26 protein-coding genes are annotated in these 23,868 nt (G+C 71.0%); 12 read left to right on the top strand and 14 right to left on the bottom strand.

Annotation, left to right across the window (positions count from 1 at the left end; all coding sequences use genetic code 11):
* The first annotated feature begins 3 nt into the window (after window positions 1–3).
* Window positions 4–447, top strand: coding sequence for an SRPBCC family protein (locus ACFYVR_RS25970; protein WP_387478915.1), 444 nt, complete (start codon window positions 4–6; stop codon window positions 445–447).
* Window positions 448–453: 6 nt separating this feature from the next.
* Here the strand turns inward: ACFYVR_RS25970 and ACFYVR_RS25965 are convergent, their stop codons facing one another.
* Both ACFYVR_RS25965 and ACFYVR_RS25960 read right to left on the bottom strand, forming a co-directional pair.
* The gene (locus tag ACFYVR_RS25965; protein ID WP_387478912.1) at window positions 454–906 is read right to left on the bottom strand and encodes a hypothetical protein; all 453 of its coding nucleotides are present in this window, start codon (window positions 904–906) and stop codon (window positions 454–456) included.
* A 437-nt stretch (window positions 907–1,343) separates the two neighbouring features.
* Window positions 1,344–2,534 (bottom strand): CaiB/BaiF CoA transferase family protein, encoded by a 1,191-nt coding sequence (locus ACFYVR_RS25960; RefSeq protein ID WP_387478909.1) that lies wholly within the window; start codon window positions 2,532–2,534, stop codon window positions 1,344–1,346.
* Window positions 2,535–2,780: 246 nt separating this feature from the next.
* On the opposite strand from ACFYVR_RS25960, the gene ACFYVR_RS25955 reads away from it, so the two are divergent.
* Window positions 2,781–3,488, top strand: coding sequence for a dienelactone hydrolase family protein (locus ACFYVR_RS25955; RefSeq protein WP_387478906.1), 708 nt, complete (start codon window positions 2,781–2,783; stop codon window positions 3,486–3,488).
* A 63-nt stretch (window positions 3,489–3,551) separates the two neighbouring features.
* On the opposite strand, the gene ACFYVR_RS25950 is transcribed toward ACFYVR_RS25955, so the two are convergent.
* From ACFYVR_RS25950 to ACFYVR_RS25930, 5 genes are all read right to left on the bottom strand, one after another.
* The gene (locus ACFYVR_RS25950; RefSeq protein ID WP_387478903.1) at window positions 3,552–4,454 is read right to left on the bottom strand and encodes a copper resistance D family protein; all 903 of its coding nucleotides are present in this window, start codon (window positions 4,452–4,454) and stop codon (window positions 3,552–3,554) included.
* A 77-nt stretch (window positions 4,455–4,531) separates the two neighbouring features.
* Window positions 4,532–5,044, bottom strand: a complete 513-nt coding sequence (locus ACFYVR_RS25945) for a copper resistance protein CopC (RefSeq protein WP_387478946.1) — start codon at window positions 5,042–5,044, stop codon at window positions 4,532–4,534.
* A gap of 8 nt (window positions 5,045–5,052) precedes the next feature.
* Window positions 5,053–5,733 carry a YcnI family protein gene (locus tag ACFYVR_RS25940; RefSeq protein WP_387478900.1) on the bottom strand — a complete coding sequence of 227 codons (681 nt, stop codon included), beginning with the start codon at window positions 5,731–5,733 and terminating at the stop codon, window positions 5,053–5,055.
* A gap of 40 nt (window positions 5,734–5,773) precedes the next feature.
* Complete coding sequence (locus ACFYVR_RS25935) at window positions 5,774–6,307, bottom strand: hypothetical protein (RefSeq protein WP_387478897.1); 534 nt, start codon at window positions 6,305–6,307, stop codon at window positions 5,774–5,776.
* A gap of 13 nt (window positions 6,308–6,320) precedes the next feature.
* Window positions 6,321–6,941: a DUF6474 family protein gene (locus tag ACFYVR_RS25930; protein WP_387478894.1), complete on the bottom strand. Its 621-nt coding sequence runs from the start codon at window positions 6,939–6,941 to the stop codon at window positions 6,321–6,323.
* A gap of 229 nt (window positions 6,942–7,170) precedes the next feature.
* Here ACFYVR_RS25930 and ACFYVR_RS25925 point away from each other — a divergent pair, with 229 nt between their 5' ends.
* Window positions 7,171–8,736 carry a TM0106 family RecB-like putative nuclease gene (locus ACFYVR_RS25925; RefSeq protein ID WP_387478944.1) on the top strand — a complete coding sequence of 522 codons (1,566 nt, stop codon included), beginning with the start codon at window positions 7,171–7,173 and terminating at the stop codon, window positions 8,734–8,736.
* Between the two features lies 1 nt (window position 8,737).
* Here the strand turns inward: ACFYVR_RS25925 and ACFYVR_RS25920 are convergent, their stop codons facing one another.
* Entirely contained in the window at window positions 8,738–9,796 is a 1,059-nt protein-coding gene (locus ACFYVR_RS25920; protein WP_387478891.1) for a hypothetical protein, read from the bottom strand.
* Window positions 9,793–10,956, bottom strand: coding sequence for a sensor histidine kinase (locus ACFYVR_RS25915; protein WP_387478888.1), 1,164 nt, complete (start codon window positions 10,954–10,956; stop codon window positions 9,793–9,795). The genes ACFYVR_RS25920 and ACFYVR_RS25915 overlap by 4 nt, the downstream gene beginning before the upstream one ends.
* A 352-nt stretch (window positions 10,957–11,308) precedes the next feature.
* On the opposite strand from ACFYVR_RS25915, the gene ACFYVR_RS25910 reads away from it, so the two are divergent.
* The 5 genes from ACFYVR_RS25910 (at window position 11,309) to ACFYVR_RS25890 (ending at window position 16,989) form a co-directional block, all read left to right on the top strand.
* Window positions 11,309–12,568 carry an ABC transporter substrate-binding protein gene (locus ACFYVR_RS25910; protein WP_387478885.1) on the top strand — a complete coding sequence of 420 codons (1,260 nt, stop codon included), beginning with the start codon at window positions 11,309–11,311 and terminating at the stop codon, window positions 12,566–12,568.
* 108 nt (window positions 12,569–12,676) lie between these two features.
* Complete coding sequence (locus ACFYVR_RS25905) at window positions 12,677–14,674, top strand: ABC transporter permease (RefSeq protein ID WP_387478882.1); 1,998 nt, start codon at window positions 12,677–12,679, stop codon at window positions 14,672–14,674.
* Window positions 14,667–15,524: an ABC transporter ATP-binding protein gene (locus ACFYVR_RS25900; RefSeq protein WP_387478879.1), complete on the top strand. Its 858-nt coding sequence runs from the start codon at window positions 14,667–14,669 to the stop codon at window positions 15,522–15,524. Before ACFYVR_RS25905 ends, ACFYVR_RS25900 begins: the two co-directional genes overlap by 8 nt.
* Window positions 15,521–16,249: an ABC transporter ATP-binding protein gene (locus ACFYVR_RS25895; RefSeq protein ID WP_387478876.1), complete on the top strand. Its 729-nt coding sequence runs from the start codon at window positions 15,521–15,523 to the stop codon at window positions 16,247–16,249. Before ACFYVR_RS25900 ends, ACFYVR_RS25895 begins: the two co-directional genes overlap by 4 nt.
* Window positions 16,250–16,323: 74 nt before the next feature.
* The gene (locus ACFYVR_RS25890; RefSeq protein WP_387478873.1) at window positions 16,324–16,989 is read left to right on the top strand and encodes a TetR/AcrR family transcriptional regulator; all 666 of its coding nucleotides are present in this window, start codon (window positions 16,324–16,326) and stop codon (window positions 16,987–16,989) included.
* 63 nt (window positions 16,990–17,052) lie between these two features.
* Here the strand turns inward: ACFYVR_RS25890 and ACFYVR_RS25885 are convergent, their stop codons facing one another.
* The 5 genes from ACFYVR_RS25885 to ACFYVR_RS25865 form a co-directional block, all read right to left on the bottom strand.
* Window positions 17,053–17,820 (bottom strand): SDR family NAD(P)-dependent oxidoreductase, encoded by a 768-nt coding sequence (locus tag ACFYVR_RS25885; RefSeq protein WP_387478870.1) that lies wholly within the window; start codon window positions 17,818–17,820, stop codon window positions 17,053–17,055.
* A gap of 122 nt (window positions 17,821–17,942) precedes the next feature.
* Window positions 17,943–18,296, bottom strand: a complete 354-nt coding sequence (locus ACFYVR_RS25880) for a TraR/DksA family transcriptional regulator (protein ID WP_387478867.1) — start codon at window positions 18,294–18,296, stop codon at window positions 17,943–17,945.
* A 54-nt stretch (window positions 18,297–18,350) separates the two neighbouring features.
* Entirely contained in the window at window positions 18,351–18,746 is a 396-nt protein-coding gene (locus tag ACFYVR_RS25875) for a PPOX class F420-dependent oxidoreductase (protein ID WP_387478864.1), read from the bottom strand.
* 207 nt (window positions 18,747–18,953) lie between these two features.
* Entirely contained in the window at window positions 18,954–19,571 is a 618-nt protein-coding gene (locus ACFYVR_RS25870; RefSeq protein ID WP_387478861.1) for a response regulator, read from the bottom strand.
* Window positions 19,568–20,752 carry a sensor histidine kinase gene (locus ACFYVR_RS25865; protein ID WP_387478858.1) on the bottom strand — a complete coding sequence of 395 codons (1,185 nt, stop codon included), beginning with the start codon at window positions 20,750–20,752 and terminating at the stop codon, window positions 19,568–19,570. The genes ACFYVR_RS25870 and ACFYVR_RS25865 overlap by 4 nt, the downstream gene beginning before the upstream one ends.
* A gap of 165 nt (window positions 20,753–20,917) precedes the next feature.
* On the opposite strand from ACFYVR_RS25865, the gene ACFYVR_RS25860 reads away from it, so the two are divergent.
* From ACFYVR_RS25860 to ACFYVR_RS25845, 4 genes are all read left to right on the top strand, one after another.
* Window positions 20,918–21,499 (top strand): heme-binding protein, encoded by a 582-nt coding sequence (locus tag ACFYVR_RS25860; RefSeq protein WP_387478856.1) that lies wholly within the window; start codon window positions 20,918–20,920, stop codon window positions 21,497–21,499.
* A complete protein-coding gene (locus tag ACFYVR_RS25855) occupies window positions 21,496–22,236 on the top strand; it encodes an ankyrin repeat domain-containing protein (protein ID WP_387478853.1) in 741 nt (246 codons plus the stop codon). The genes ACFYVR_RS25860 and ACFYVR_RS25855 overlap by 4 nt, the downstream gene beginning before the upstream one ends.
* 132 nt (window positions 22,237–22,368) lie before the next feature.
* A complete protein-coding gene (locus tag ACFYVR_RS25850) occupies window positions 22,369–23,283 on the top strand; it encodes an MBL fold metallo-hydrolase (protein WP_387478850.1) in 915 nt (304 codons plus the stop codon).
* Window positions 23,284–23,426: 143 nt separating this feature from the next.
* Window positions 23,427–23,699, top strand: a complete 273-nt coding sequence (locus ACFYVR_RS25845; protein WP_387478847.1) for a DUF4235 domain-containing protein — start codon at window positions 23,427–23,429, stop codon at window positions 23,697–23,699.
* The last annotated feature ends 169 nt before the right edge of the window (window positions 23,700–23,868 follow it).

Raw genomic sequence — 23,868 nt, 5'->3', positions numbered from 1 at the left:
GCCGTGGACACCGCCAGCATCGAGGTCGGCGCAGCGCCGACCCGGGTGTGGGACCTGGTCACCGACATCGCCGGGTATCACCGGTTCAGCCCGGAGAACACCGGCGGGCACTGGACCGGCGGCGAGCCGGTCACCGTCGGCGCCACCTTCACCGGCCGCAACCGGCACGGCCTGGTCCGCTGGACGACACACTGCACCGTTGTCGACGTCGTTGCCGGGCAGCGGTTCTCGTTCCAGTCCGACGAACCGAAGGCCCGCTGGACCTACCTCGTCGAACCGACCGAGACGGGCAGCCGGATCACCGAGACCCGGGAGATCTACGCCACGCCCGCGTGGTACGTGCGGATGGTGCAGCGCTCCACGCTGATCGGCAGCGACCGGGACGCCCTGATGCAGGCCGGGATGCGTGAGACCCTCGCGAAGATGAAGGCCCACCTCGAGCGGTGACGGCGGTCAGGCGACGTCGGCCACGTCGCACGCGAGCAGCGGTGCCACCGCGTCCCGCACCAACGGCGCCAGGTCGGCGCTCTTCCCGATCGCGATCGCCACGACTCCGTCGGCGACGCCGGCCGCACGGATGTCGGTGACGAAACCCGCAAGGCCGGACGGAGTTCCGACGTAACGCACCCGTCCCGTCGGCTGCTCGGACAGTGCCGCCGCCTCCTTCAGCGCCGTCCGGAAGTCGGGTGCCAGATGCACGTCGACGTCGAGAAGGACGACCGTCCCGTCGGGATTCTCCTGCCGGACCCGGCTGACGGCCACACCGGCCTCGCGCAGGTCCGACGCGGTCACCCGCACGAGGGCGCCGGACTCGGTGGTCGCCGACCCGTCGTCCGTGGGGAGCGCGATCACGGGTCGGCCGACCGCGCCGGTCGTGCCCGGTGTGGGCGTCGCCGTGTTCGTCATGAGTGACCTCCAGCCGAGGGAAGAGCCGTCCGGTCGTTGACACCGAGTGTGGCCTGGCGAGGCGCCACCGTCGAACGACTCCCCGACGGCTCGATATGGCCGAATCGACAATGCGAACCACGGTCGAAACACGTGGATGGTCCCGATCCTGGGACGACCCGATTCCGATCCCGGACGGCCCCGGCTCAGGCACGATCCCGACCCCCGCGCGTCATGCACATTTCACAGAACCGTGACGGGGTGCGACGCCGTCCACGGAAGTCGCAGTGCGCGAGACGGACCGACGCGAGCGGCCGGTCTCCACGAGTCGTCGGAGGAAGGGCGGCCGCGGCCACGGATCACGCCGTGACGAAGGACGTCACCGGTGGGCCGGCGACGTCGGTGCCGTCGGAGGCGACAGCGTGAGACACCGGATCCGCGGTGGGCACGACGCTGACCTACACCGCGGCCGCGGCGCGCAGGTCGGCGATCGCGGCGGCGTCGTAGCCGAGCCCGGCAAGGATGGTGTCGGTGTGCTCGCCGACCGCCGGGACGGGATCGAACCGCGGTTCGACACCGGCGAGCGTGGCGGGCGGGAGCAACGCGCGCACCGGGCCTCCCGCGGTGTCGACCTCGCGCCACCGGTTGCGCCCCTCCAGCGACGGGTGCGTCAGGAAGTCGGACACCGAGGCCAGTCGGCCGTTGGCGATGGCGATCCTGTCGAGCACGGCGAGCGCGTCCTCGGTGGGCATGGTGCGTGTCCGGTCGGCAACGAGGGCGTTGCACTCGGCGCGGTTGGCGACCCGGTCCGAGTTGCGCTCGAACCGTGGATCCGTTGCGAGCGCGTCGTTTCCGAGAAGATCGGTGCAGAGCGCCACCCACTCCCGCTCGTTCTGCACGGACAGCAGGATCGTGCCGTCGGAGGTCGGGAAGGCGCCGTACGGTGCGATTGTCGCGTGCTCGGCACCGACCCGGCGGGGTTGGGTCCCACCGTATTCGGTGTAGTACGCGGGGTTGCCCATCCATTCGCCGAGGGACTCGAACAGCGACACCTCCACGGCACGGGCGACGCCGGTGGTCGCGCGGGTGAACAGGGCGGTGAGGATGCCGCTGTAGGCGTACATTCCGGCGGAGATGTCGGCGATCGAGATGCCGGCCCGGGACGGGGTGGATTCGGGGCCGGTCAGGGACATCAGTCCGGATTCGCCCTGCACGAGCATGTCGTAGGCCTTGCGGTCGGACCAGGGACCGGTGTTGCCGTACCCGGAGATGTCACACGGGATCAGGGACGGGTGGCGCTGCTGCAGCGACTGCGCGTCGAGGTCCATCCGGGCCGCCGCGCCGGGGGCCAGGTTCTGGACGAACACGTCGGCGGTGCCGAGCAGCCGTTCGAGGACGGCGCGGCCCTGTTCGGACTTGAGGTCGAGGGTCAGCGATTCCTTGGAGCGGTTGAGCCAGACGAAGTAGCTCGACTCGCCGCGCACCGTTTCGTCGTAGCGTCGGGCGAAGTCGCCGCCGTCGGGTCGTTCGATCTTGATCACCCGGGCGCCGAGATCGGCGAGCTGACGCGTCGCGAACGGAGCCGCCACGGCCTGCTCGATGCTCACCACGGTGATGCCGGACAGGGGGAGGGCGGTCGGCTGGGTCACGGGGAGAACCTCTCTCGATATGTACGGCCATTATTGCCAATATGGCGCTACATAGTCAAAAGCGAGGGTGACGCCGTCCGTGGGGCCGGCGGCACACCTTGTACGCCAACGATCTTGGCGTGAAACCGATTCCGTTGACGGTGCCGAGAATTGAACTCGGGCCGATTCGAATACTCGCGCCGACCGGATCCGTCCGGCGTGTGAGATCGTGTCCGGGACAGTCACCGAGAGCGAGAAGGAGTTTCCGTGAGCCGGGTCGAGACCGAGACCGTCACCGTGGGTGAGCTGACCGCGCACCTGGCCAGACCCGCCGACGCGGAGAGCGTCGGCGCGATGCTGGTGCTGCCGATGATCACCGGCATCGACGCGCAGGTCCGTGAGTACGCGTCCGACATCGCCGCCGCCGGGATGACGGCGCTGGTGTGGGATCCGTGGCACGGTCCCACCTCCGACGACACGCCTCGCGAGCGGCTGTTCGAACTGATGGGGCAACTCGACGACGAGACGTGCCTCGGGGAGATGGGGGCGCTGCTGGGACATCTGCGTGACGCGTTGGGCTTCGAGCGGGTCGGGGTGATCGGCTACTGCCTCGGTGGGCGGTTCGCGCTGCTGCTCGGCGCGCGGGATCCGCTGCTGTCCAACGTGATCGCCTACCACCCGTCGATCTGGGACCCGGCGCCGGCGAACCACAGCCTGGATGCGATCGCCGAGGCGTCCGCGATCACGGCGCCGGTGCTGATCCTGCACGCGGGTGCCGACACGATCCTGACGACCGGGTCGCTGGGCCGGCTGCGCGCCGCACTGGAGAACCGGGACGCGCCGACCGCCGTCCAGGTCTATCCCGGCGCCGAGCACGGCTTCAGTTCGCGTGCCCGTCACGACAATCCGGTGAACGCGACCGCGTACGCGTTGTCGTGGCCGCAGGCGTTGGCCTTCGCGTCGGCCTCGCTGTAGATGGGCTTCGCCCAGTGGTGCACTTTCGGATGCCGTGCGGTCGGTGAGTGCACCACTGGAGCGTCAGCCCGTGGTCGCGAGGGCGGCCGCGAGGCCGAACACGAACGCGAGCGCGGTCACCTCGACGGCGGCGTTGCGCAGCGAGTCGGACTCGGGGCTGCGGTGGGTGGTGGCGGCGGGCACCCAGTGTCGTCGCCACCACCAGCCGAGCGCGATCAGCCCGGCCAGGCACAGCGCCTTGGCCAGTAGGACGCGTCCGTAGCCGGTGTCGACGAGGGCACCGATCCCGCCGAGCGCGACCGCGGCGTCCGCGACCCCGGTGACGGTCAGCACCGCGACGCACTTCCACGCCAGGTCGGAGTAGCGGGGCAACACGGTCGCCCACGCGCCGCGGCCGCGCAGGAGCAGGGCCATCGCGAGCAGCGGACCCAGCCACACCGCCGCGGTCAGGGTGTGGGCCGCGACGAGCAGGGAGCCGAGGGCCTGCGCGGACATGTGGCCGGTGACGGGCCGGGCGAGCAGCGCCAGCGCCGCCACCGCCGCGATCGGTGCCGGCGACCACTCGGCGTCCCGGCGGTACGCCATCGCCGCGGTCACCGCGATCGCGGCGGTGCACACGATGGCGGCGGCGCCGAGCCGTCCGACGCTGATCTCCCCGACGAACCGGCCGAACTCGCCGGGTGTCAGCGTCCCGGCCGCCGTCTCGGCGGTTTCCGCGGCGGCCGCGACCAGCAGCACGACCTCGGTCAGCGCCCACAGGGCCGCCGCGACGGCCAGCGGCCGCCACAGCCGTGACCGTGGCACGGCGCGCCGTCTTTCACCCCGCTGGAGCAGGTCGAGCGTGCACAGGCCGAGGACGGTCGCGCCCAGGATGTCGGCGAACACCCGGACGACCGCGCTCGGGTCCGGCCCGTCCGGCCGGGCCAGCAGCCACGCGAACGCGACCCCGGCCGGCCCCGCCACCACGACGAGACGCTTCGCGCTCGTGCGCGGTTCCCGGGTCCACAGACCCGTGAACCGCGCACGAGCGGCGAAGCCGCCTGTCACTGCTTCGGCTTGCGCAGCGCGAAGGCCAGACCGCCGCCGAACACCACGACCGCGGCGACGACGAACGGCCACAGCGGGACGCCGGACCCCTCGTCCTCGCCCTCCGATGCCGACCCGCCGTCGGCCGGGGCGCCGGGCGTACCGGTGCCCTCGGTGGTCAGGGTGAAGGTGCTGGTGCCGCTGACCGGGTGCCCGTCCGCGGACGTGACGCGGTACGCGATCGTGTACTCGCCGACCGGTCCGAGCTCGCCGACCGGGACGCTGACCGTCGGCCCCTGGACCGTCGGGTCGCCCTTCGACCACAGGTTCCCGTCCGGCCCGACCACGGTCAGCGACGCGAAGCTGGTCTGCAGCGGCTCGTTGAACGTGACGGTGACCCGCTCGGGTCCCGTCGCGACCGACTCCCCGTTCTCGGGACTGAACCCGGTCACCGCCGAATGCGCACCCGCGACCCCGACCCCACAGAGGGCGGCCAGCGCCGTCAGCAGCGTCACCGCGAGGATCCGCATCCGGGAGGTCACGAGCGTCGGCTCCGGACGAGGGCGCCGAGGCCGAGCGCGGCGCCGAGCGCGCCGAGGACCAGGCCGATGCCGCCGAGCCAGCGTGCGGTGGTGTCGGTCGCCTCGACCTCGGTGTCCGCGGACTCGGTCGCCGCCGCGCCGTGCGCGTCACCCGAGGCAGCGCCGTGCGCGTCACCGGACGCCGAGGTCGCGGTCAGTGTCAGGCTCGGGGCGGGCTTGTCCGGCTCGGTACCGTCGGCGCCGGCCTCCTGATCCCACGCCACGACCTCGCCGTCGCTGTAGGTCTGCACCGCGGGGAAGGACACCTCGTCCTCCGCCGGCAGCGGCCCGGCGGACAGCACGAACTGCTGGAACTGTCCGGGGCCGACGGAGACACCCGGATCCGCGGTCCAGGTGACGGCGGTCGCCTCGCCGTTGGGGTTCTTGGTCACCTGCGCCGTCCAGCCAGGCAGCGGCTCGGTCCGCGCGGACTTCAGGGCGGGCAGGGTCACCTCGAGCTTGGTGGTCCCGGCGGTGTCCGACTCGGTGGGGACGCGGAACGTCAGGACGCCGTAGCCGCCCTGCGTGGCGCCGGGGGCGACGACGGTGACGTGCGCGGAGGCGACCCCGCCGCCGAGCACGAGCAGCGCTGCGGTCGCGCCGGCGACGAGGGCGGCGCGGGAGGTACGAATATTCATCTGTGATGTCTTCTCTCGAAAGATAATGGGGGACAAGCGGCTACGTGAGCGCGGCCGGTGGCCCCCGCCTCGAGAGGACGTGGTCGAGAAGAAGGTGTCGGAGCGTGACCGGAGCGTCGGGAACCCCGTGGGGCGCGCGTCGCCCGGGCGGCGGGGACGGGGCGCGCAGCACGACGCGCAGCACCCGCGTGATCGGACCGTGGAGCCTCTCCGCCGCCAGGATCAGCGCCGCGCAGACGGCGGTCGCGGCGCCGTGCGCGACGAGCATCGACAGGCCGCGGACCCCGCTGTCGGTGTGCGGGTGGATCGCCGCGGCGGACAGCACGAGGTGGCCGGCGAGCTGTCCGCCGGCCAACGCCGCGACCAGTGCGACCCGTCCGTCCCCGGACCGTGCAGCGGGGCTGCCCGCGAGGGCGCCGACACCGCCGCAGCACAGCACCAGCAGGGTCAACGCCGCCGACGTCGGATATCCGCCGCCGCCGAGCCCGTGGCCCGCGACCGCGAGCGCGGCCGTCAGCGCACCGACCGCGCCGCCGCGCAGGGCGGCGGCGTCGGAGGTACGGCGACGGGTCACGGGACGAGCCGGGTCAGTGCACGCCGAGCTTGGCGAGCAGGTCGGCTTCGACGCCGTCGAGTTCGCTGGCGATCGCGTAGTGGGCGGACTTGCGGCGCTGCGCCGGCATCTGCTCGGCCGCGTGCACCGCGGTCTCGAGCTCTCCGAGCCGGCCGCGGACGGCGGCGGTGAACTTCGCGGTCTCGGCGTCGGGGAACGCCTTCGCGATCTCGTCGGCGGAGCGTTCCGCGCCGGTGATCCGCGCGCTGAGCCGGGCGCCGTGCCCGGTGTACGAGCCGAGTTCCTCGAGGGGGACGCCGAGGCGGTCGGCGCGTCGCTGGTCGAGCTCTGCGCGGACCAGCACGATCCCGCGGTACACGAGGGGTGCGACGACCGGGGTCAGCATTCGCACGATGTTGAGGTACCGCCAGACGCGCGTGATGGTCAGGCGCGGCCGCGGCGTGGCGGCCTTCTCCTGCGCCTTCAGGGTCGCGAGTTGCGCCCGCTCGACCTTCCTGGCCGATTTGGTCTCGGTGCGCAGCTTCCGGCGGTCGTTGCGGGCACCGTGCTTGGCCTCGAGCTTCGCCTTGTGCTTGAGGGCCTTGGCCTCGGCACGGCGGGTCGCGCGCGTCTTGCGTTTCCTGAACAAACCCATGCGGGTGGCCCCTCCATCTGGTGCTCGAGCGCCGGAACACTGCCGGGTACAGGGTATCGGTGCCGGTACCGGCGTCCTCGGCGGACCGGCCGGGCGCGGTGCGGATGTATTGGTGTCGGACCGGCGGACCATAATCTCTGTCATCGTGACTTCCTCTCCACACCCCCGGGACCCGATCCCGCCCGACGAGAACGCCACGGCCCCCACCGGGCCGCAGCGGCGTCCGGTGCTGATCGATCCGCGGGCCCTGACCGGGTGCAGGCACCGCGTCCACCTGGACACCGCCTACCCGCAGGCCGTCGCCGACGTCCCGACCGACATCGGCGTCCAGCAGCGGCAGGAGGCGGCGAGGGCCTTCCGGGAGTCGGTACGCGAACGGTTGATGTCCGGCGGCGGCGCCGGGTACAGCCGGGTCATCATCGACCCCACGCAGCCCGCCGCGGAGCGCGCCACCGCGACGCTGCGGGCGTGCGCGGACGGGATCGACCGGATCTGGGGCGCCGTGCTGCCCCTCGAGTACGACACCGGTCGCCGCGGCCGCGCCGAAATGCTGATCCGCGACCGCGAGGGCGGCGGCTACATCCCGGTGATCGTCGTCAACCACAAGGTCACGGACCCCGGGTCCGGAGCGGTCACGTCGGGGCTCGACGACTGGGCGCCCGCGACCGACGCGACCCGCAAGGTACGGGCCCAGCTTCGGGACCAGTTCCGGCTCGCGCAGGTGTACCGGATGCTCGAGCGGCACGGTCACGCCAGCCCCGGCCGGCTCGGCGGCGCCATCGGCTACGGCGGCGAGTGCGTCCTCGTCCACGATCTCGCCGCGGTGATGGACCAGTACGACGAGCGGTTCGCGGATCGGCTCGCCGTCGCCCGCGGCGAGGTGGCGACGGTGCCGTCGCAGGTGGGGGAGTGCCGGTCCTGCCCGTGGTGGTCGGACTGCAAGGCCAGCCTGACCGAGATCCGGGACGTCAGCCTGGTCGCGACGGGGTCGCGGGCGGACGTGCTGCGCGGCGTCGGGGTGCGCACCATCGACGCTCTCGCCGCCTGGGACGGTCCGGCGCCGGAGGAGTGGCAGGGCAACGGTTTCGAGGACACCGTCGTCATCGCGCGCGCCTGGCTGGCGGGGGTCCCGCTGGTGCGCCGCGTCGCGGAGGTGACGGTGACCCGCGCCGACGTCGAGGTGGACGTCGACATGGAGAGTTACCAGGAGCACGGCGCCTACCTGTGGGGGACGCTGCTCACCGAGAACGGGGTGACCGAGCCGTATCGGCCGTTCGTCACCTGGGATCCACTGCCGACCGTCGACGAGGCCCGCTCGTTCGCGGAGTTCTGGACCTGGCTGACCGGCACCCTCGCCCGCACCCTCGAGCAGGGTAAAACCTTTGCCGCCTATTGCTATTCGCGTTCGGCGGAGGACAAGTGGCTGCTCGGCTCCGCGACCCGGTTCGCGGGGCTGCCGGGCATTCCGACGGTCGCCGAGATCCGGACGTTCATCGACGGCCCCCACTGGGTGGACGTCTACCAGGCCGTCAGCGATCAGTTCATCTGTCCGAACGGCAAGGGCCTCAAGAAGATCGCTCCCGTCGCCGGATTCCACTGGCGGGACGCCGAAGCCGGTGGCGAGGCGTCGATGAGCTGGTACCGGGAGGCGGTCGGCTACGAGGGCGCACCCGACGAGAGTCAGCGGCAGCGGCTGTTCGTCTACAACGAGGACGACGTGCGCGCGACGAAGGTGCTGCGGGAGTGGATGAGCGGTCGGGCGGCCGCCGAGGTGCCGCTGGCGTCGGAGCTGTAGGTCACCGCACCTGCGCCGGCCGGTCGTCGGTGACACTGCGTCCGTCCGGGTCGAACTCGAACCGCACGGTACGGTCGTCGTCGGCGTGCAGGACGGTCGCGACGAGCGGGCGGTGTGGAGGCAGGATCCGGACGGTGACCCGGCCGGTGTCGATGCCGCCCACGATGGTGGCGATCCCGGCGAGAACGCGATCTCGGACCCGCTCGTCGGCGTCGTCGAGGCCGTGGTCGTCGAGGAGGATCACCTCGACACCGAGGGTGCGGGCCCGCCGGGCCGCTTCGGTGATCGCGGGACCCGCGAGTGCCGGCGCCCGGAGGGTGTCGCGCAGGTGCGCCTCGAGCAGGACGCACGTGGTGAGCTCGGGTCCGGCGAGGGGTAGTCGGGCGGCGATGCGGTCGAGCATCGGCCGGGCGAGTTCGTCGAGGCGGGCGAGTTGGCGGTCACGTTCCTCGCCGACCGCGGCGTCGGCCGCCTCGGCGGCGACCCGCAGGGTGGCGTTCGTGCGCAGCGCGAAGATCTGGTGCACCGCCGGGCGGATCGTCGCCGCGAAGAACGTGGCCATCAGCAGGGGCGCGAGACCGGGGAGGCAGATCGTCACCGCGTGCGCGACGCCCTGCCCGGTGCCGACCGCCCACGCCGCGCAGCTGGTGACGACGGCCGCCATGGCCGTCCACGCCCACGCGGTGCGTCCCCGCGCGCAGAGGAACGACAGGAGCGCGGCCGTCGCGGGCAGCGGCCACAGCCGCAGGTATCCGTGGAACGGGGCAGGAGTGACGGCCAGCATCAGGTTGACCGCGACGGCGCACGCCGCCGCGGTGAACATCGTGTGGCGCAACGGAAGTGGATCTCCCGGAGCCAGCAGCATCAGGGCTGTGCAGGCACTCACCAGCGCATACGCGACGGACATCGCGGCGCCCGCACCCGCGGGGCACGCGTACCACGCGACGTACGCGAGGGTGCCGAGGTAGGCCGTCACCAGCGCGCGCGCAGCGGTGGTGCGCATGCCGAACAGTTCGCGGATGTCCCCGAGGTCCTTCGATGTGCCGGTGTCGGGCGTCACTGCCGCATCCACACCATCTGCACGGTCGTGCCGTCGCCGGGCGTGCTGTCGACGCGCGCGGACCCGCCGGGCAGGTTGTCCATACGTCCGAGGATGCTGACGGCGATACCGAGGCGGTGCGGCGCCACCTCCGATCGGGTGAATCCGCATCCGGTGTCGCGGACCTCCACCCGGATCTCGGGGTCGGTGACGGTCAGGGTGACGGTGCGACGCGCGTGCGGTCCCGCGTGGCGCACGCTGTTGCGCAGGGCCTCCGTCGTCGCTGCGCCGAGCGACCGGACGACCTCGGCGGGGACGGTCCCGCAGGCGCCTCCGACGACGGTGATGCCGATCCCGGGGTCGAGGTCGCGGGCGGTGACCCGCAGCGTGTCGACGACCTCGCCGGCGGGGAGGGCTTGGCCGGCGCGGGGTGTGCCGCGCAGGTCGTCGAGTGCGGTCAGCGCGGCCTCGGCGGCGTCGGCGGCGACGTCCGGATTCCGGCCGGAGGTGGCCACCAGGAAGGTGGAGATGACGCTGTCGTGGATCAGTGCACCGAAGCGTTCCCGTTCTTCCGAGCGTGCCCGTCTGGCCGCAGCCGCGGCTGCCGCGGCCTCCGTCTGTTCCCGGGTCTCGTCCAGCACCCGCCCTGTTCGCAGTGCCATGCCCGCGCCGCCGACGAACAGCGCGGTGAAGGTGAGGGAGAACGCGAACGCCGGCAGCAGCGACCCGCTCGGCGACTCCTGGCCGCCGACGACGGTGATCGCCTCCGCGCCGAACACGGCGACCGCGAGGTAGGTGAACGCGGCGGGCACCGGCCACGCGAGCGCGGCGGTGACGCCGGCGAGCCCGGGGAACTCCGCGAGGTACACGCCGGCGTCCCCGGACACCTGCTGTCCGTCCCACAGCAACCACCACGAGGCGACGGCGGCGAGATACGTCGATGCGGCGACTGCCGCGGCCCGGCGTACCGCGGTGGCGCTGCCGCGCAGCGACAGGATGCCCGGAAGCATCCCGGTGCCGAACACGAGCACGACGGTCATCGGCGTCCACCAGGCGGCGATGTCGGATGCGTACGACCGGATCGTCGGGATCAGGATTGCCAGGTAGGCGAGGTACCCGACGCCGAGGAAGCGGGCGAGCACCCGCAGGATGCGGTCGGTGTTGTCACCGGATCCGGTCATTGCCCCTTCCCCCGCTCGCGCACGCCGTTACGAAGCTTGTCTAAGCAACAGAAGTTCAATTCCATCACATCCGTACCGCCCCGGGTGGACGTCCGCGCGGGGAGCGACGCCGGGTCCGGCGAGACGAATTCATTTGCTGTGGCACAACAATGTTCGCGGGGCTGTGGCCTTCGTCTCGATCAGCTTGACACCAGAGTAAGGCTGGGGCTACTTTCGGTGTGCTCTAGATCACATCTAGACCTGGTCGACCACCCGCCACCTGGGCGGATGGTGCGGACAACCAAGCGTTCGAAAAGGGTCCTCACCGGGTCGTGCGTCCCATGCCCGGAAACTCGTCGGAAAGGCGCCATTCATGCGTTGGAGAGCTGGTCGAATCGCCGCGGTCGCCGTCACGGCGGCCTGCGTCCTGTCCATCGTGTCGTGCAGCAGCGACGACACGAGTTCCTCCGGTGGTTCCGCCGCCGAGGAGAGCGGTACGAAGGCAACCGGGGAACCGATCAAGGTCGGACTGTTCAACCCCTCCAAGGGGCCGGCCACCCAGGGCGGTGTGACGACGGGCACGAACGCCGCGCTCGACTACATCAACAACCAGATCGGCGGCATCGGCGGCCGGCCGATCGAGGTCGTCGACTGTGGCATCGACCAGACCGCCCCGGAGTCCACGATCTCGTGCGCCAACCAGTTCGTCCAGGCCGGCGTCGTCGCCGCGATCGACGGGTACGACACCGAATCCGCTGCCGCGATGCCGATCCTGAGTTCGGCGAACATCCCCATGGTCGGTCAGATTCCGTTCAACACGGCAACCGGGGCCCAGGCCGACGGCCGGGTCTACTTCGGGCCGCCGCCCGCCGCCTTCCTCGTCGGGTTCATGCAATCGCTCAAGGCGGCGAACAAGAACTCGCTCACCCTCGCCAATGCCGACCTCCCGCAGGCGCACCAGGTGTTCGACGGGCTTCTCGTGCCGCTCGGACAGCAGTTGGGCATCGCGGTCGACGCCGTCTACTACCCCCCGACCGGACCCAACTTCACCGCCCTCGCCAGTACCCTCGCCGAAGGCAACCCGGCCGCTGCGGGCCTGATGACCTCGCCCAACGACAACACCTGCACCAACCTCGCGCAGTCGTTGAAGTCGGTCAAGTACCAGGGCACCGTGTTCCTGGCCGCCTGCACCGAGTTCATCGACACCATGGGGTCGCAAGCGGTTGGCGCCCAGTCGTATTCGCCGGTCTGGCAGCCTCCGGCCGTCGACTCGGCGCCGGAACCGGCGAAGACCAACCTGCAGACGGCGCAGAAGTACATCGACAACCAGGGCGGCACCGCCGGGTTCTACGCCTACGGCACGTTCGCGACCCTGGTCGACTTCGCCGTCACCCTCACCGACGCGGGGGTCTCCGACTTCACCGGGCCCAACGTGCTCACGGCACTGAAGGCGGTCACCGACTACCAGAGCTTCCTCGGACCGAAGCTCAACTGCGGCAAGGCCACCACACCGAACTGCACCACCGAGATGCTGCTGTTCGAGGTCACCGGTGACAAGAAGACCGAGCCCGTCTCGGGTGGATTCATCACCCCGAATCCCCAGGTGCTCAGCCTGATTCCCGGCGCCGCATAGGCGCGTCCCGGTCGGGCTCCGCGGTCGGGTGGGGGTGCGCTCCCACCCGACCACGGGGCATCGTGCAAGTCCCGCGCCGGTGCGCGCCGAGTGAATGAGTGTGGACACATGGGTCAGCTGCTCCAGTTCGTCCTTCTGGGCCTCTCCACCGGCGCCGTCTACTCGGTGCTCGGATCGTCACTGGTGGGCGTCTACGCGGCCACCGGCATCATCAACTTCGCGCAGGGCGCCATCGGCCTGTGGTCCGTGTACGCCGTCGCCGCGCTGCGCACCGACGGAACCCTGGTGTTGCCGATCGGATCCGTCGTCCTGGGGGACGAACCCACCCCGATGGGGCTCGCCGTGGTCATCGGGGTGGTCAGCGCGGTGGTCTGGGCGCTGGCCGCCCACTTCCTCGTCTTCCGGCCGCTGCGTCACGCTCCGGTCCTGGCGCAGGTGGTCGCGTCCGTCGGCCTGATGCTCTTCCTGCAGGCTCTCGTGCAGTTGCGCTTCGACACCGAGAACCTGTTCGCCCTGCCGGTGCTTCCCGACACCACCGTCGAGTTCGCCGGCGCCGTGATCAACGTGTCCGACCTGATCCTGGCCGGTGTCGCGATCGCGATCGCCGCGCTGCTGTGGGCGTACTTCCGGCTCACCACCCTGGGCGTGGCGACGCGGGCAGGCTCGGAGGACGAGCTGGCCGCCCGATTGACCGGGTACTCGCCGGATCGTCTCGCCGCGATCGTGTGGGCGATGACCGGTGCGGCCACCGGCCTGATCGTCATCCTCGCGGCCTTCATCATCGGGCTCAACGTCACCAGCTACACCTTCTACGTCATCCCGGCGCTGGCCGTCGCCCTGGTCGGACGGTTGACCTCGTTCGGGGTGGCCTGCGCGGCCGGTCTCGTCCTCGGCGCCTTCCAGTCCGTCATCATCTGGCTGACCACCAAGGACTGGTGGCCCGAATGGGCGCAGGCCGGACTCGGTGACGCCGTGCCCTTCGTCATCGTGGTCGTCGCGCTGTTCCTGATGGGCGGCAAGATCCCGTCCCGCGGATCGCTGGGCGAGGTGAAGATGCCGGAGGTCCGGATCCCGCGGATCAGGATCGTGCCCACCGCCGCCGCCCTCGCGGTCGTCGTCGCGGCCGTCGTGCTCACCTCCGGAACCTGGCGATTCGGTGTCGTGACGTCCGTGATCCTCTCGCTGATCGCGCTGTCGCTGGTCCTGCTCACCGGCTACCTCGGCCAGATATCGCTGGCCAGTATGGCGTTCGCCGGGACGGCGGGCTTCGCGTTGTCCAAGCTGACGACCAACTGGAACGTCCCGTTCCCGTTCAGCATGATCGTCGCCGCCCTCATCGCGACCGCGTTCGGCATCCTGGTCGGTGTGCCGGCGTTGCGGATCCGCGGCGCCCAACTCGCCGTCGTGACACTGGCCGCCGCGCTCGCGATCCAGAGCTTCGTCTTCAACAACCCGGCGATCACCGCCTACGAGGGCAACCTCATCGCCGACCCCACCCTGTTCGGGATCGACCTCGCAGTACGCGACGGCACCAACCTGGTCACCCTGCGGTTCTCGTTCATGGTGCTCGTGGTGGTCGCGCTCGCCACCCTCGTCGTCCTGCGGTTCATGGGAGGTTCGACGGGCCGCGCCTTCCTGGCCGTCCGTTCCAACGAACGCGCGGCGGCGTCGGTGGGGATCAACGTGGCCGCGACGAAGCTGCTCGGCTTCGCCCTGTCCGCATTCCTCGCCGGGATCGGCGGGTGCCTGATCGGCTACAGCCGCGGTCAGCTGTCGGCAGGCTCGTTCACCGTCATGGTCGGCCTGACCCTGCTGGCGATGACCTATGTCGGCGGAATCACCTCTCTGGCAGGAGCATTCGTGGCCGGTGTCATCGGACCGCTCGGCGTGGGCTACGTGTTCCTGAACCAGACGCTGAGCCTGGGCGAATACTACGAACTGATCGCCGCCGGCAGCCTCCTGCTGATGGCCGTGCTCAACCCGGTCGGAGTCGCCGGGGCAGTCGCCGGCGCCGTGGACCGACTCCGCGCCCGTCGTCACCACCCCGAACCCGACCCGCCACCGCCACTCACCGAGCCGACCGCACAGGCAGGTGCACATGTCTGACGCCACGACCACCGCCCCGACCGAACGTCTGCTCGAGACCGCCGGGCTGTCCGTCCACTACGGGGGCGTGACCGCCAACTCCGATGTCGACATCACCGTGGACAGCGGTGAGATCGTCGGACTGATCGGACCGAACGGGGCGGGCAAGACGACATTCGTCGACGCCGTCACCGGCTTCACGAAGGCGACCGGAACGGTGACGCTCGGCGGTACCCGGCTCGACGGTGCGAGTCCGCATCGCCGTCGCCGGACGGGCATGGCGCGCACCTGGCAGGCCGGGGAGCTGTTCACCGACCTCACCGTCGCGCAGAACCTCGCCGTCGCCGTGCAACCGGTGGGCCTGCGCGCGATGCTCTCCGACGTCGTGAACGGGTCGCGTCCGCCGGCCGAGACCATCGACCACGCGCTCGTCCTGGTGGGGCTGACCGACGTCGCCGACCGGCGCCCCGGCGAACTGACCCTCGGCCAGCAGAAGCTCGCCGGTGTCGCACGGGCACTCGTCGGTGGCACCCGGGTGCTCCTCCTCGACGAACCGGCGGCCGGCCTCGACACGCACGAGAGCCGGGAGTTCGGCGCCGAACTCCGCCGGATCGCGGCCTCCGGAATCGGCGTCCTGCTGATCGACCACGACATGTCGCTGGTCCTCGAGGTGTGCGACCGGGTGTACGTCCTCGACTTCGGCAAGGTCATCGCCCACGGCACGCCCGCGCAGATCCTGGGTGATCCGGCGGTGGTCGCCGCGTACCTCGGCAGCCCCGAGGTCGACCCCGCCGACGTCCCGCCCGTCCCGCAACAGTCCGCCCCGCAACAGCCCGCACCGCGGCAGCCCCACCCGAAGGAGGCACGATGAGCGGCACCCCCGTACTGGAGATCGACGCCATCACCGTCGGGTACGGCGGCGTCCCCGCCATTCGCGATCTCAGCCTGTCCGTGGGCGCCGGCGAGATCCTCGCCGTGCTGGGGCCGAACGGCGCCGGGAAGACGACCACCCTGCTGGCGGCGGTCGGCGCGCTGCCGCTGATGTCCGGCACCGTCACCGCCCTCGGCGCGCCGGTCGACGGCGCTGTCGAACGCAACGCGAGGCGGGGCGTCACCCTCGTGCCCGACACCCGCGGGGTCTTCCACACGTTGTCGGTGGCGGACAACCTGCGACTCGCCAAACGCAAGGGTGGCGGTGACCTCGACCTGGTGTACGAGTACTTCCCGAAGCTGAGGTCGATGCGCACGCGGCGCTGCGGCAACCTGTCGGGCGGCGAGCAGCAGATGCTGGCCCTGGCCAAGGCACTGCTGGCGAAACCGCGGGTCCTGCTGATCGACGAGCTGAGCCTGGGACTGGCTCCGATCGCGGTGCAGGAGCTCCTGCCGCGACTGCGGTCGATCGCCGACGACCAGAACATGGCCGTCGTCCTCGTCGAGCAGCACATCGATCTGGCCCTGGGGATAGCCGACGCGGCGATTGTCCTGCACCATGGGCGGGTGGCGTTGGCCGCCTCGGCGAGCGACCTGCGAAACCGGCGCGATAGTGTCGAGGCCGCCTACTTCGGCCGCAGCGACCAGTCGGATGTGGCCTCCTGATCACGCGGTGAACAGGCGGAGTCGTCGGGGGACTCACGGGCACTCGGACGATCACGCGCAAATCAGGAGGACGTGTGGCAAGGACGGCCGGCAGCAGCCCCAACCGGACACCGGTCCGCAGCACCAGGAATCGGCCGACCGACGACGAATTGCTCGACGCCGCACGTACGGTCATCGCCGAGGTCGGTGCGGAACGCGCCACCATGGACATGCTCGCCGAGAGCGGCGGCACCACGCGGGTGACGCTCTACGCCCACTTCGGGTCACGAGACAAATTGGTGGCCAGGGTGATTCAGCGCGAACTCGACGTGTTCACCTCGTGGATGTTCGCCGTGTACGACGACAGCGAGGACATGCAGTTCGGTCCGCGTGCCCGGTTCACGGTGGAGTCGCTGTTCGAGTACGCCCGTCGTCATCCCGAGGGGTTCCGGGTCCTCATCGGGCACCGCGAGGGCACCGACGACCCGGGTCGACGCCTCTACGCGGTGCTGGTGCCGAAGATCGCCGACCGGTTGCGCGCGAACTACGCCGCGCGCGGCGAACCGATCGGGGCGAGCGCGGACACGTTGGCGTCGCTGCTGCTCGGCATCAGCCTCGACGTCGCCTACCGGGCGCTCATCGTCGACGGCGCCGACATCGACAAGGCCTGCGATCTGGCCGTCACCGCGACGTTCGCGGTGCTGCGCGACGTCCGACCCGAGCAGCTCCGCGCGATCGACGCGTCGCTCGACGGGCGCTGACGCGCCAGTGGTGCACTTTCGGATGCCCGGGCGTCCGAAAGTGCACCACTGCGCGAAGCGCACTTACCGAGGTGCCATGCGGAGGGCACCGTCCATGCGGATGGTCTCGCCGTTGAGGTAGTCGTGTTCGACGATCATCTGGGCCAGCTGCGCGTACTCGGCGGGCTGGGCCAGGCGCGACGGGAACGGTACGCCCGCCTCGAGCCCGGCGCGGTACTCCTCGGTGACGCCGGCGAGCATCGGGGTGTCGACGATGCCGGGCGCGATCGTGTTGACGCGGATACCGAACTGCGCGAGGTCGCGGGCGGCGGGGACCGTCATGCCGTGTACCCCGCCCTTCGACGCGGAGTACGCGATCTGACCGATCTGCCCTTCGAACGCGGCGACCGACGCGGTGTTGACGATGACGCCACGCTGGCCGGAGTCGTCGACGGGTGCGGTCTTGGCGATGGCGTCGGCGGCCAGGCGCATCACGTTGAAGGTGCCGAGCAGGTTGACGGTGATGACGGTGCGGAACAGTTCGAGATCGTGCGGGCCGTTCTTCGAGAGGATGCGGCCGGCCCATCCGACGCCCGCGCAGTTGACGACGACGCGCAGCGGCACACCCGACGCGACGACCTGCTCGACCGCGGCCGCCACCTCCTCACCGCTGGTGACATCGGTGGGGATGAGGGTGACCCCGGCGGGCACCTTGTCGCCGGCGCGTTCGATCGACTGGGCCAGGTCGAGGCCGAACACCGTCGCGCCGGCGTCGACGAAGCGCTTCGCGGTCGCGGCACCGAGCCCGGAGGCCGCTCCGGTGACGAGACACGCGGTTCCCTGGATGTCCACTGTTCGCTCCCTTGCGTCGAATACTTGGTCGTCCTACTAAATGGAGACGATAGCCGAGCGGAAGGGCGACGGTTCAGGGACGACTCGGGCGCCGACCGCGGGGTACCGAACACGCAGGCAACTCACGCGCAGTCGATGCAGCGGCGTGCCGCGGGCAGCACGTCCAGGCGTTCCTCGCTGATCGGGTGGCCGCACTTCTCGCAGGCCCCGTAGGTGCCGCTGTCGAGACGGTGCTCGGCGGCGTCGAGCTCGTCGACTTCACGTCGCGCCTCGGCGAGCAGCGTCGCCGTCTGAGCGCGCTCGAACGCCACGGTCGCGCCCTCCGGGTCGTGTTCGTCGTCGTCGGTGGTCAGATGCGAGCCTTCGACGATGTCGGCGAGGCGGGCGGTGAGAAAGTCGATGCGGTGCACGGCGTCGGCTCGTTCGGCGGCAATGCGCTGACGCGGCGAAGCGGTGCCCGATTCCGGGAGCGTCATGATTTGTTCAACGTGAAACGACGCGAATCCGATACCCGACGGTTCGGATTCGGGTCAGTCCGGAGAGTGGAAGTCCGTCAGTTCGTAGTGCAGCGTGGGGGTGCGCATCACCTTGTGCGTCGCCCGGACGATCATTCGCTGCAGGATCGGGAACCGGTGATCGATTGCCCGGGCGGCGGCGTCGGCATCCGCTCCCGACAGCAGGTGAGCGGTCGCCACCGACTCCGGACCGGTGGCCTTCCCCGACCAGGTGCACGGCGCGACCCGGACGTCGGGGAAGTTGCGCAGCCGCTTGTTCTTCGACGCCCGGCCCGGGGTGCGGAAGTAGGCGTGGGCGCCGTCGGTGGCGATGTTGACCGGGGTGTTCACCCAGGTGCCGTCGCGTTTGCGGGTCTCGAGCAGCACGACCTTCGCGGCGGTCAGGGCGTCCGGCGGAGTCTGTTCGGTCATGGTGACCTCCCTTGTCAGACTCTTCCAGTCTGGTCGCTGCGACACCGGAACGCCACAGCCTCCCCGCGGTCAGCGATGAGGTTCCGGACCCCGGTGCGTCGGTACTCCATGGAGAACACCCGACGAGTGGTGTACGCGCTCCGCGAAGTGGTGCACATTCGTAGGTCCGGGGGTCCGAAAGTGCACCACTGCGCGAAGCGCATCACTTCAGCGGATGCCGTCGCGGCGCAGCGCGATGGAGACGGCGGCGGCGCGGGAGTCGACCCCGAGTTTGGCGTAGATGTGCGCCAGGTGCGTCTTCACGGTGGCCTCGCTGATGTGGAGGCGCCTGCCGAGTTCCCTGTTCGTGAGCCCCTCGGCGAGCAGGGTCAGCAGTTCCGCCTCCCTCGCAGTCAGCGCCTGGTCCGGGCGGCGCATCTTGTCGAGCACCCGCGCAGCGACCGGCGGCGACAGCACGCTCTGGCCCGCCACCGCGCCGCGGATCGCGGCGAACAGGTCGCGCGGCGCGGAGTCCTTCAGCAGGTACCCGATCGCGCCGGCGTCGAGCGCGCGGACCACGTCGGCGTCGGTGTCGTACGTGGTGAACACCAGTACCGGCTGCTGGCGGGCGGCGCGGATGCGGCGGATCGCCTCGACGCCGTCGATCCCGGCCCCGAGCGCCAGGTCCATCATCACCAGGTCGGGGCGGTGCTCGGACGCCAGAGCGACCGCGGCCTCGCCGGTCTCGGCCTCCCCGACCACCTCGATGTCGGGCTGCGAATCCAGGAGCGCGCGCAGTCCCGCCCGGACCACGAGGTGGTCGTCGACCAGCAGCACCGAGATCACTCCGCCACCCCGAACGGTTCCGGCCGAGAGCTGCCCGGGATCTGCGCCGCGACCACCGTGCCCTCGCCGGGCGCGCTCTCGACCCCGAAGGTGCCGCCGAGTGCCTCGACCCGTTGGCGCATCGCGGGCAGGCCGAAGCCGCTGCGTCGTCCTGGCTCGTGTCCGCTCTGTTCGTGGACGTCGAACCCGGCGCCGTCGTCGAACACGTCCAGCGCCACCGCGTCGGGCAGGTAGGTGAGCGTCACCCCGACAGTGTGCGCCTGCGCGTGCCTGCGGACGTTCGACGCGGCGCTCTGGGTGATCCGCAGCAGCGCATGCTCGACCTCCGCAGGCAACGGCACCGGATCGCCCACCACCTGCAGCTGCGCCGACGGCACGTACCCGTGCACCGCGGCGAGCAGCGCCGCCCCCAACGACTGCGTCCCGAGGTCGGGGGAGCCGAGGTAGTGCACCAGATCGCGGGTCTCGGTGAGGTTGTCGCGCAGGGCCGCCGTCGCGACCCGCATCTCGCTGCGGGCTTTCGAATCCGGGCCGTCCCACAGTTCGTCGGCGGCCTCCAGGTGCAGCAGTGCACTGGTCAGACCCTGGGTGACGGTGTCGTGGATCTCGCGGGCGATCCGTTCCCGCTCGGACAGCACCCCCGCCTCGCGTTCGGTCTCGGCGAGCCTCGACTTGGCGTCGACCAGTTCGCCGAGCAGTCGTTCACGCTCGGCGTTCTCACGCTGCACCTGCCCGAACGCGAGGACGATCAGCGCGCCGGTGCACAGCGGTGCCAGCAGCACCGGCCACTCGGTGCGGCCGCTGAACGACGCGAACTCGACACCCGCGAACACGGCGAGCGCCCCGACGACCGGGTACGCGAGACGCCGCGAGAAGGCACTGGTGCACAGGAAGAAGATCGGGAAGGCCGTCCACGCGAAGCTCGGCGCCAGCCACACCAGCACCACCCAGCTCGTGAGCACCGGCCACACCCACGGCTGCCAGGGCGTACCGCGACGCGACAACACCACGACCACCGCGTACAGCGCGGCCAGCACGAGCACGAGTGCCGCGACGATCATCCAACGATCGCTGACGCCGTGATAGGTCAGGTAGCGGGCCGTGGACGCCGCGAGCAGCAGGTAGAACGAGACGTGGATCGCGAGACCGATCGGTCCTCGGAACGCCCCGTTGCCCTGCACCCGGCCGATCCTACGGACGGCGGTGCCGGTCCGGATCGGCCATTCGGATGAGACCGGACGGGCCGTTGGAAGGAGCGGAAGACCGCCGGATCGGCCGATGCCGGGCGGCGGGTGCCCGGACCAGGCTGGTCGGCGACCGATCCACCGTCTTCGAAAGGTTCGACGATGACCCTCACCCGCCACCTGCCCCGCGCCCTCGCCGTCACCGTTCCCGCGGTCGCCCTGCTCGCCGTCACGGCGTGCGGGTCGACGGACGCCGCGCCGGCCGCCACGCCGGTGACGCCGGCCGCGGTGTCGGAGCAGCAGCCGGGCAACGGTGACGCGGGCACCGTGACCGCGACCCGGCTGTCGGTGGACGCAGCCGGCCGCGCCGCGCAGGCCGCGCTCGCACAGTGCCGGGCCGACGGCCTCGGGTTCGTCACCGTGTCGGTCGTCGACCGCGCCGGCAACGTGCAGGCCGTGCTGCGCGGCGACAACGCCGCCCAGCACACCGTCGAGGCGTCCCGCGCGAAGGGCTACACCGCGGCGGCGTTCGGCGCCAACACCTCCGACCTCGCCGACCGCGCGAAGGGCGACGGTGCGACGGTCGCCGACCTGCCCGGCACGCTGTTCCTGCCCGGCGGCGTCACGGTGAAGGTGGGCAACGCGTCCATCGCCGGTATCGGGGTCGGCGGCGCGCCGGACGGCAACGCCGACCAGGCCTGCGCCGCGGCCGGTCTGGCGGCGATCGAGGACACCCTGCGGTGAGGGTCGGTGCCGGCGCCGCCGCCCTGATCGTCGTGCTCGCGGCGTCCGGCTGCGGGAGCGCCGCGAATCCGACGCCCGGCCCGGCCGCGTCCACGGTGAATGCCGAGAACAGCACCCTGCCAACGGAACCCGTGTCCACGCCGGAGCTGGAGGCGGCGCTGTTCGGGGCGGTCCGCGACAACGACGCCGCCGCGGTGCGCGCCGCCGTCGCCGGGGGAGCGAACATCGAGTCCCGCGACGACCGGCAGCGCACGCCCCTGGTCGCGGCGACGAAGTCGAACGCCGGCGCGGTGGCCATCGCCCTGATCGAATCGGGCGCGGACGTCAACGCGCAGGACGATATTCGTGATTCGGCGTTCCTCTACGCCGGCGCCGAGGGCCTCGACGAGATCCTGAGCGCGACCCTCACGCACGGCGCGGACGTGCGGAGCACCAACAGGTTCGGCGGCACCGCGCTGATCCCGGCCGCCGAACACGCGCACGTCGAGACGGTGCGGACGCTGATCGACGCCGGGGTGCCGGTGAACCACGTCAACGACCCCGGGTGGACGGCGCTACTGGAGGCGGTGGTCTACGGTGACGGCTCGGCCCGCTACGTCGACGTCGTCACGCAACTCCTCGACGCCGGCGCGGACCCGTCGATCCGGGACGCCCACGGCCGCACCGCACTCGAACACGCGCAGCGGCTCGGGCAGCGGGACGTCGCGACGTTGCTCGCGGAGCACGACGGGATCTGATCGGGGCTCGTGGCCGGGACAACTCGCGACTCGGTGCCGATGATCGGGATTCCGCCGTGGCACTCCGGGCGCAGTAGCGTCACCGTGTGGGGCGATCGGTCATGGGGGCCGTGACGAGAGGACGTGTGGTCGGTGACCTTCACCCGTGACATCGGCGCGGCGCGCATCACGCAGCTCACGGAGCTGGCGCGCTGGCCCTTCCCGGTCGGCGGGCTGTTCCCGTCCGCAGCCGAGGGCGCCGAGCGCACCGCGACGACCCTGCCGTCCCGGTTCGTCGACCCCGCGACGGGGGAGCTGATCCTCGCGATCCACATGTACGTGATCGAGATCGGTGACACCACGATCGTCGTCGACACCGGCAACGGCAACCACAAACAACGGCCGAACCTGTTGCCGCACCACATGTTCGACACCGACTGGGAGTCGCGGTTCGCCGCGACCGGGGTCTCGCCCGCCGATGTCGACCTGGTGGTGAGCACGCACCTGCATCCCGATCACTGCGGGTGGAACACGCGACTCGTCGACGGGGAGTGGGTGCCCACGTTCGGACGGGCCACCTACCTCTTCGGCGCCGACGAACTCGCCGCCCTGCGGTCGCTGGTGTCGTCGCCGTCGGACGACCCCGTCGCGTCGGATCTCGTGCGGATGTACCACGACAGCGTCCGGCCGGTACTCGACCACGCCACCTGGAGTTCGGTGGAGGACGGACACCTCCTCGCCGGGAGCGGCACGACGAGCGTCGTGCTCCGGTCGGCGCGCGGCCACACCGCCGGCCATCAGATCGTCGAGGTCCGCACCCCGGACGGCGGCGCGATCCTCTCCGGGGACGTGATCCATCACCCCCTGCAGTTCTGCTGCACGCACCTGATCCAGGGTGGGGATGCCGATCCGCTCGAGGCCCGCCGCACCCGCGACGCTCTGCTCGAACGCTGCGCGCGCGAAGGACTGCTGCTCATGCCCGCTCACTTCCCCGTCGACGAGCCGGTGATCGTGACCGTCGACGATGCCGGTCGCGCCCAGGCCCCGACGCTGTTCGACCGGACGTAGCGGCGGCTCGCGTCCCCCCATCGACCACCCCGACGGTGGGCGTTTAGCGGCGTGGGCTTCGGGTACTGGGCACGTGTGTCCGCAACAGGGTTCCCACGCCGCCGGGGCTGTCGTGCGGCGTCGAGTGCACGGAGGTCGTGACGGTGAGCGCAGTGTCCAAGGCGATGTACAAGCCCCTCTCGCTCGTCACCAGCGTCATCGGAGGCATCGTCGCCGGCCTGATCTTCCAGCAGTTGTGGAAGCAGGTGGGCGACAATGACCTCGAAGCGCCCGACCCCAAGGACCTCAGTCGCTCCGTTCGGGAGGTCCTGGTCGCGGCCGCGCTGCAGGGTGCCGTGTTCGGCATCGTCAAGGCTGCCGTCGACCGAGCCGGCGCGAGCGGCTACCGGTCGCTGACGCACGAGAACCCGATCTGACGGTTCGCCGACGCGCAATCGTGAGGACGTCGAGGCCAGCGTCATGGCTGAAGGCGCCCTTCGCTCGGATCAGCGGCACGTGAACTGGTCCCCGGAAGTTGGACTGCGAAATTCGGTTCCGACTTCCGGGGAGTGGTGTCATGGATGCACGAAGTTCGTTGTCCGAGGG

Source organism: Rhodococcus sp. NPDC003318, from assembly GCF_042879035.1.
Taxonomy (GTDB): domain Bacteria; phylum Actinomycetota; class Actinomycetes; order Mycobacteriales; family Mycobacteriaceae; genus Rhodococcus_G.
The sequence above is the reverse complement of the archived record's forward strand: the minus strand, read 5'-3'. Positions and strand labels throughout refer to the sequence as shown.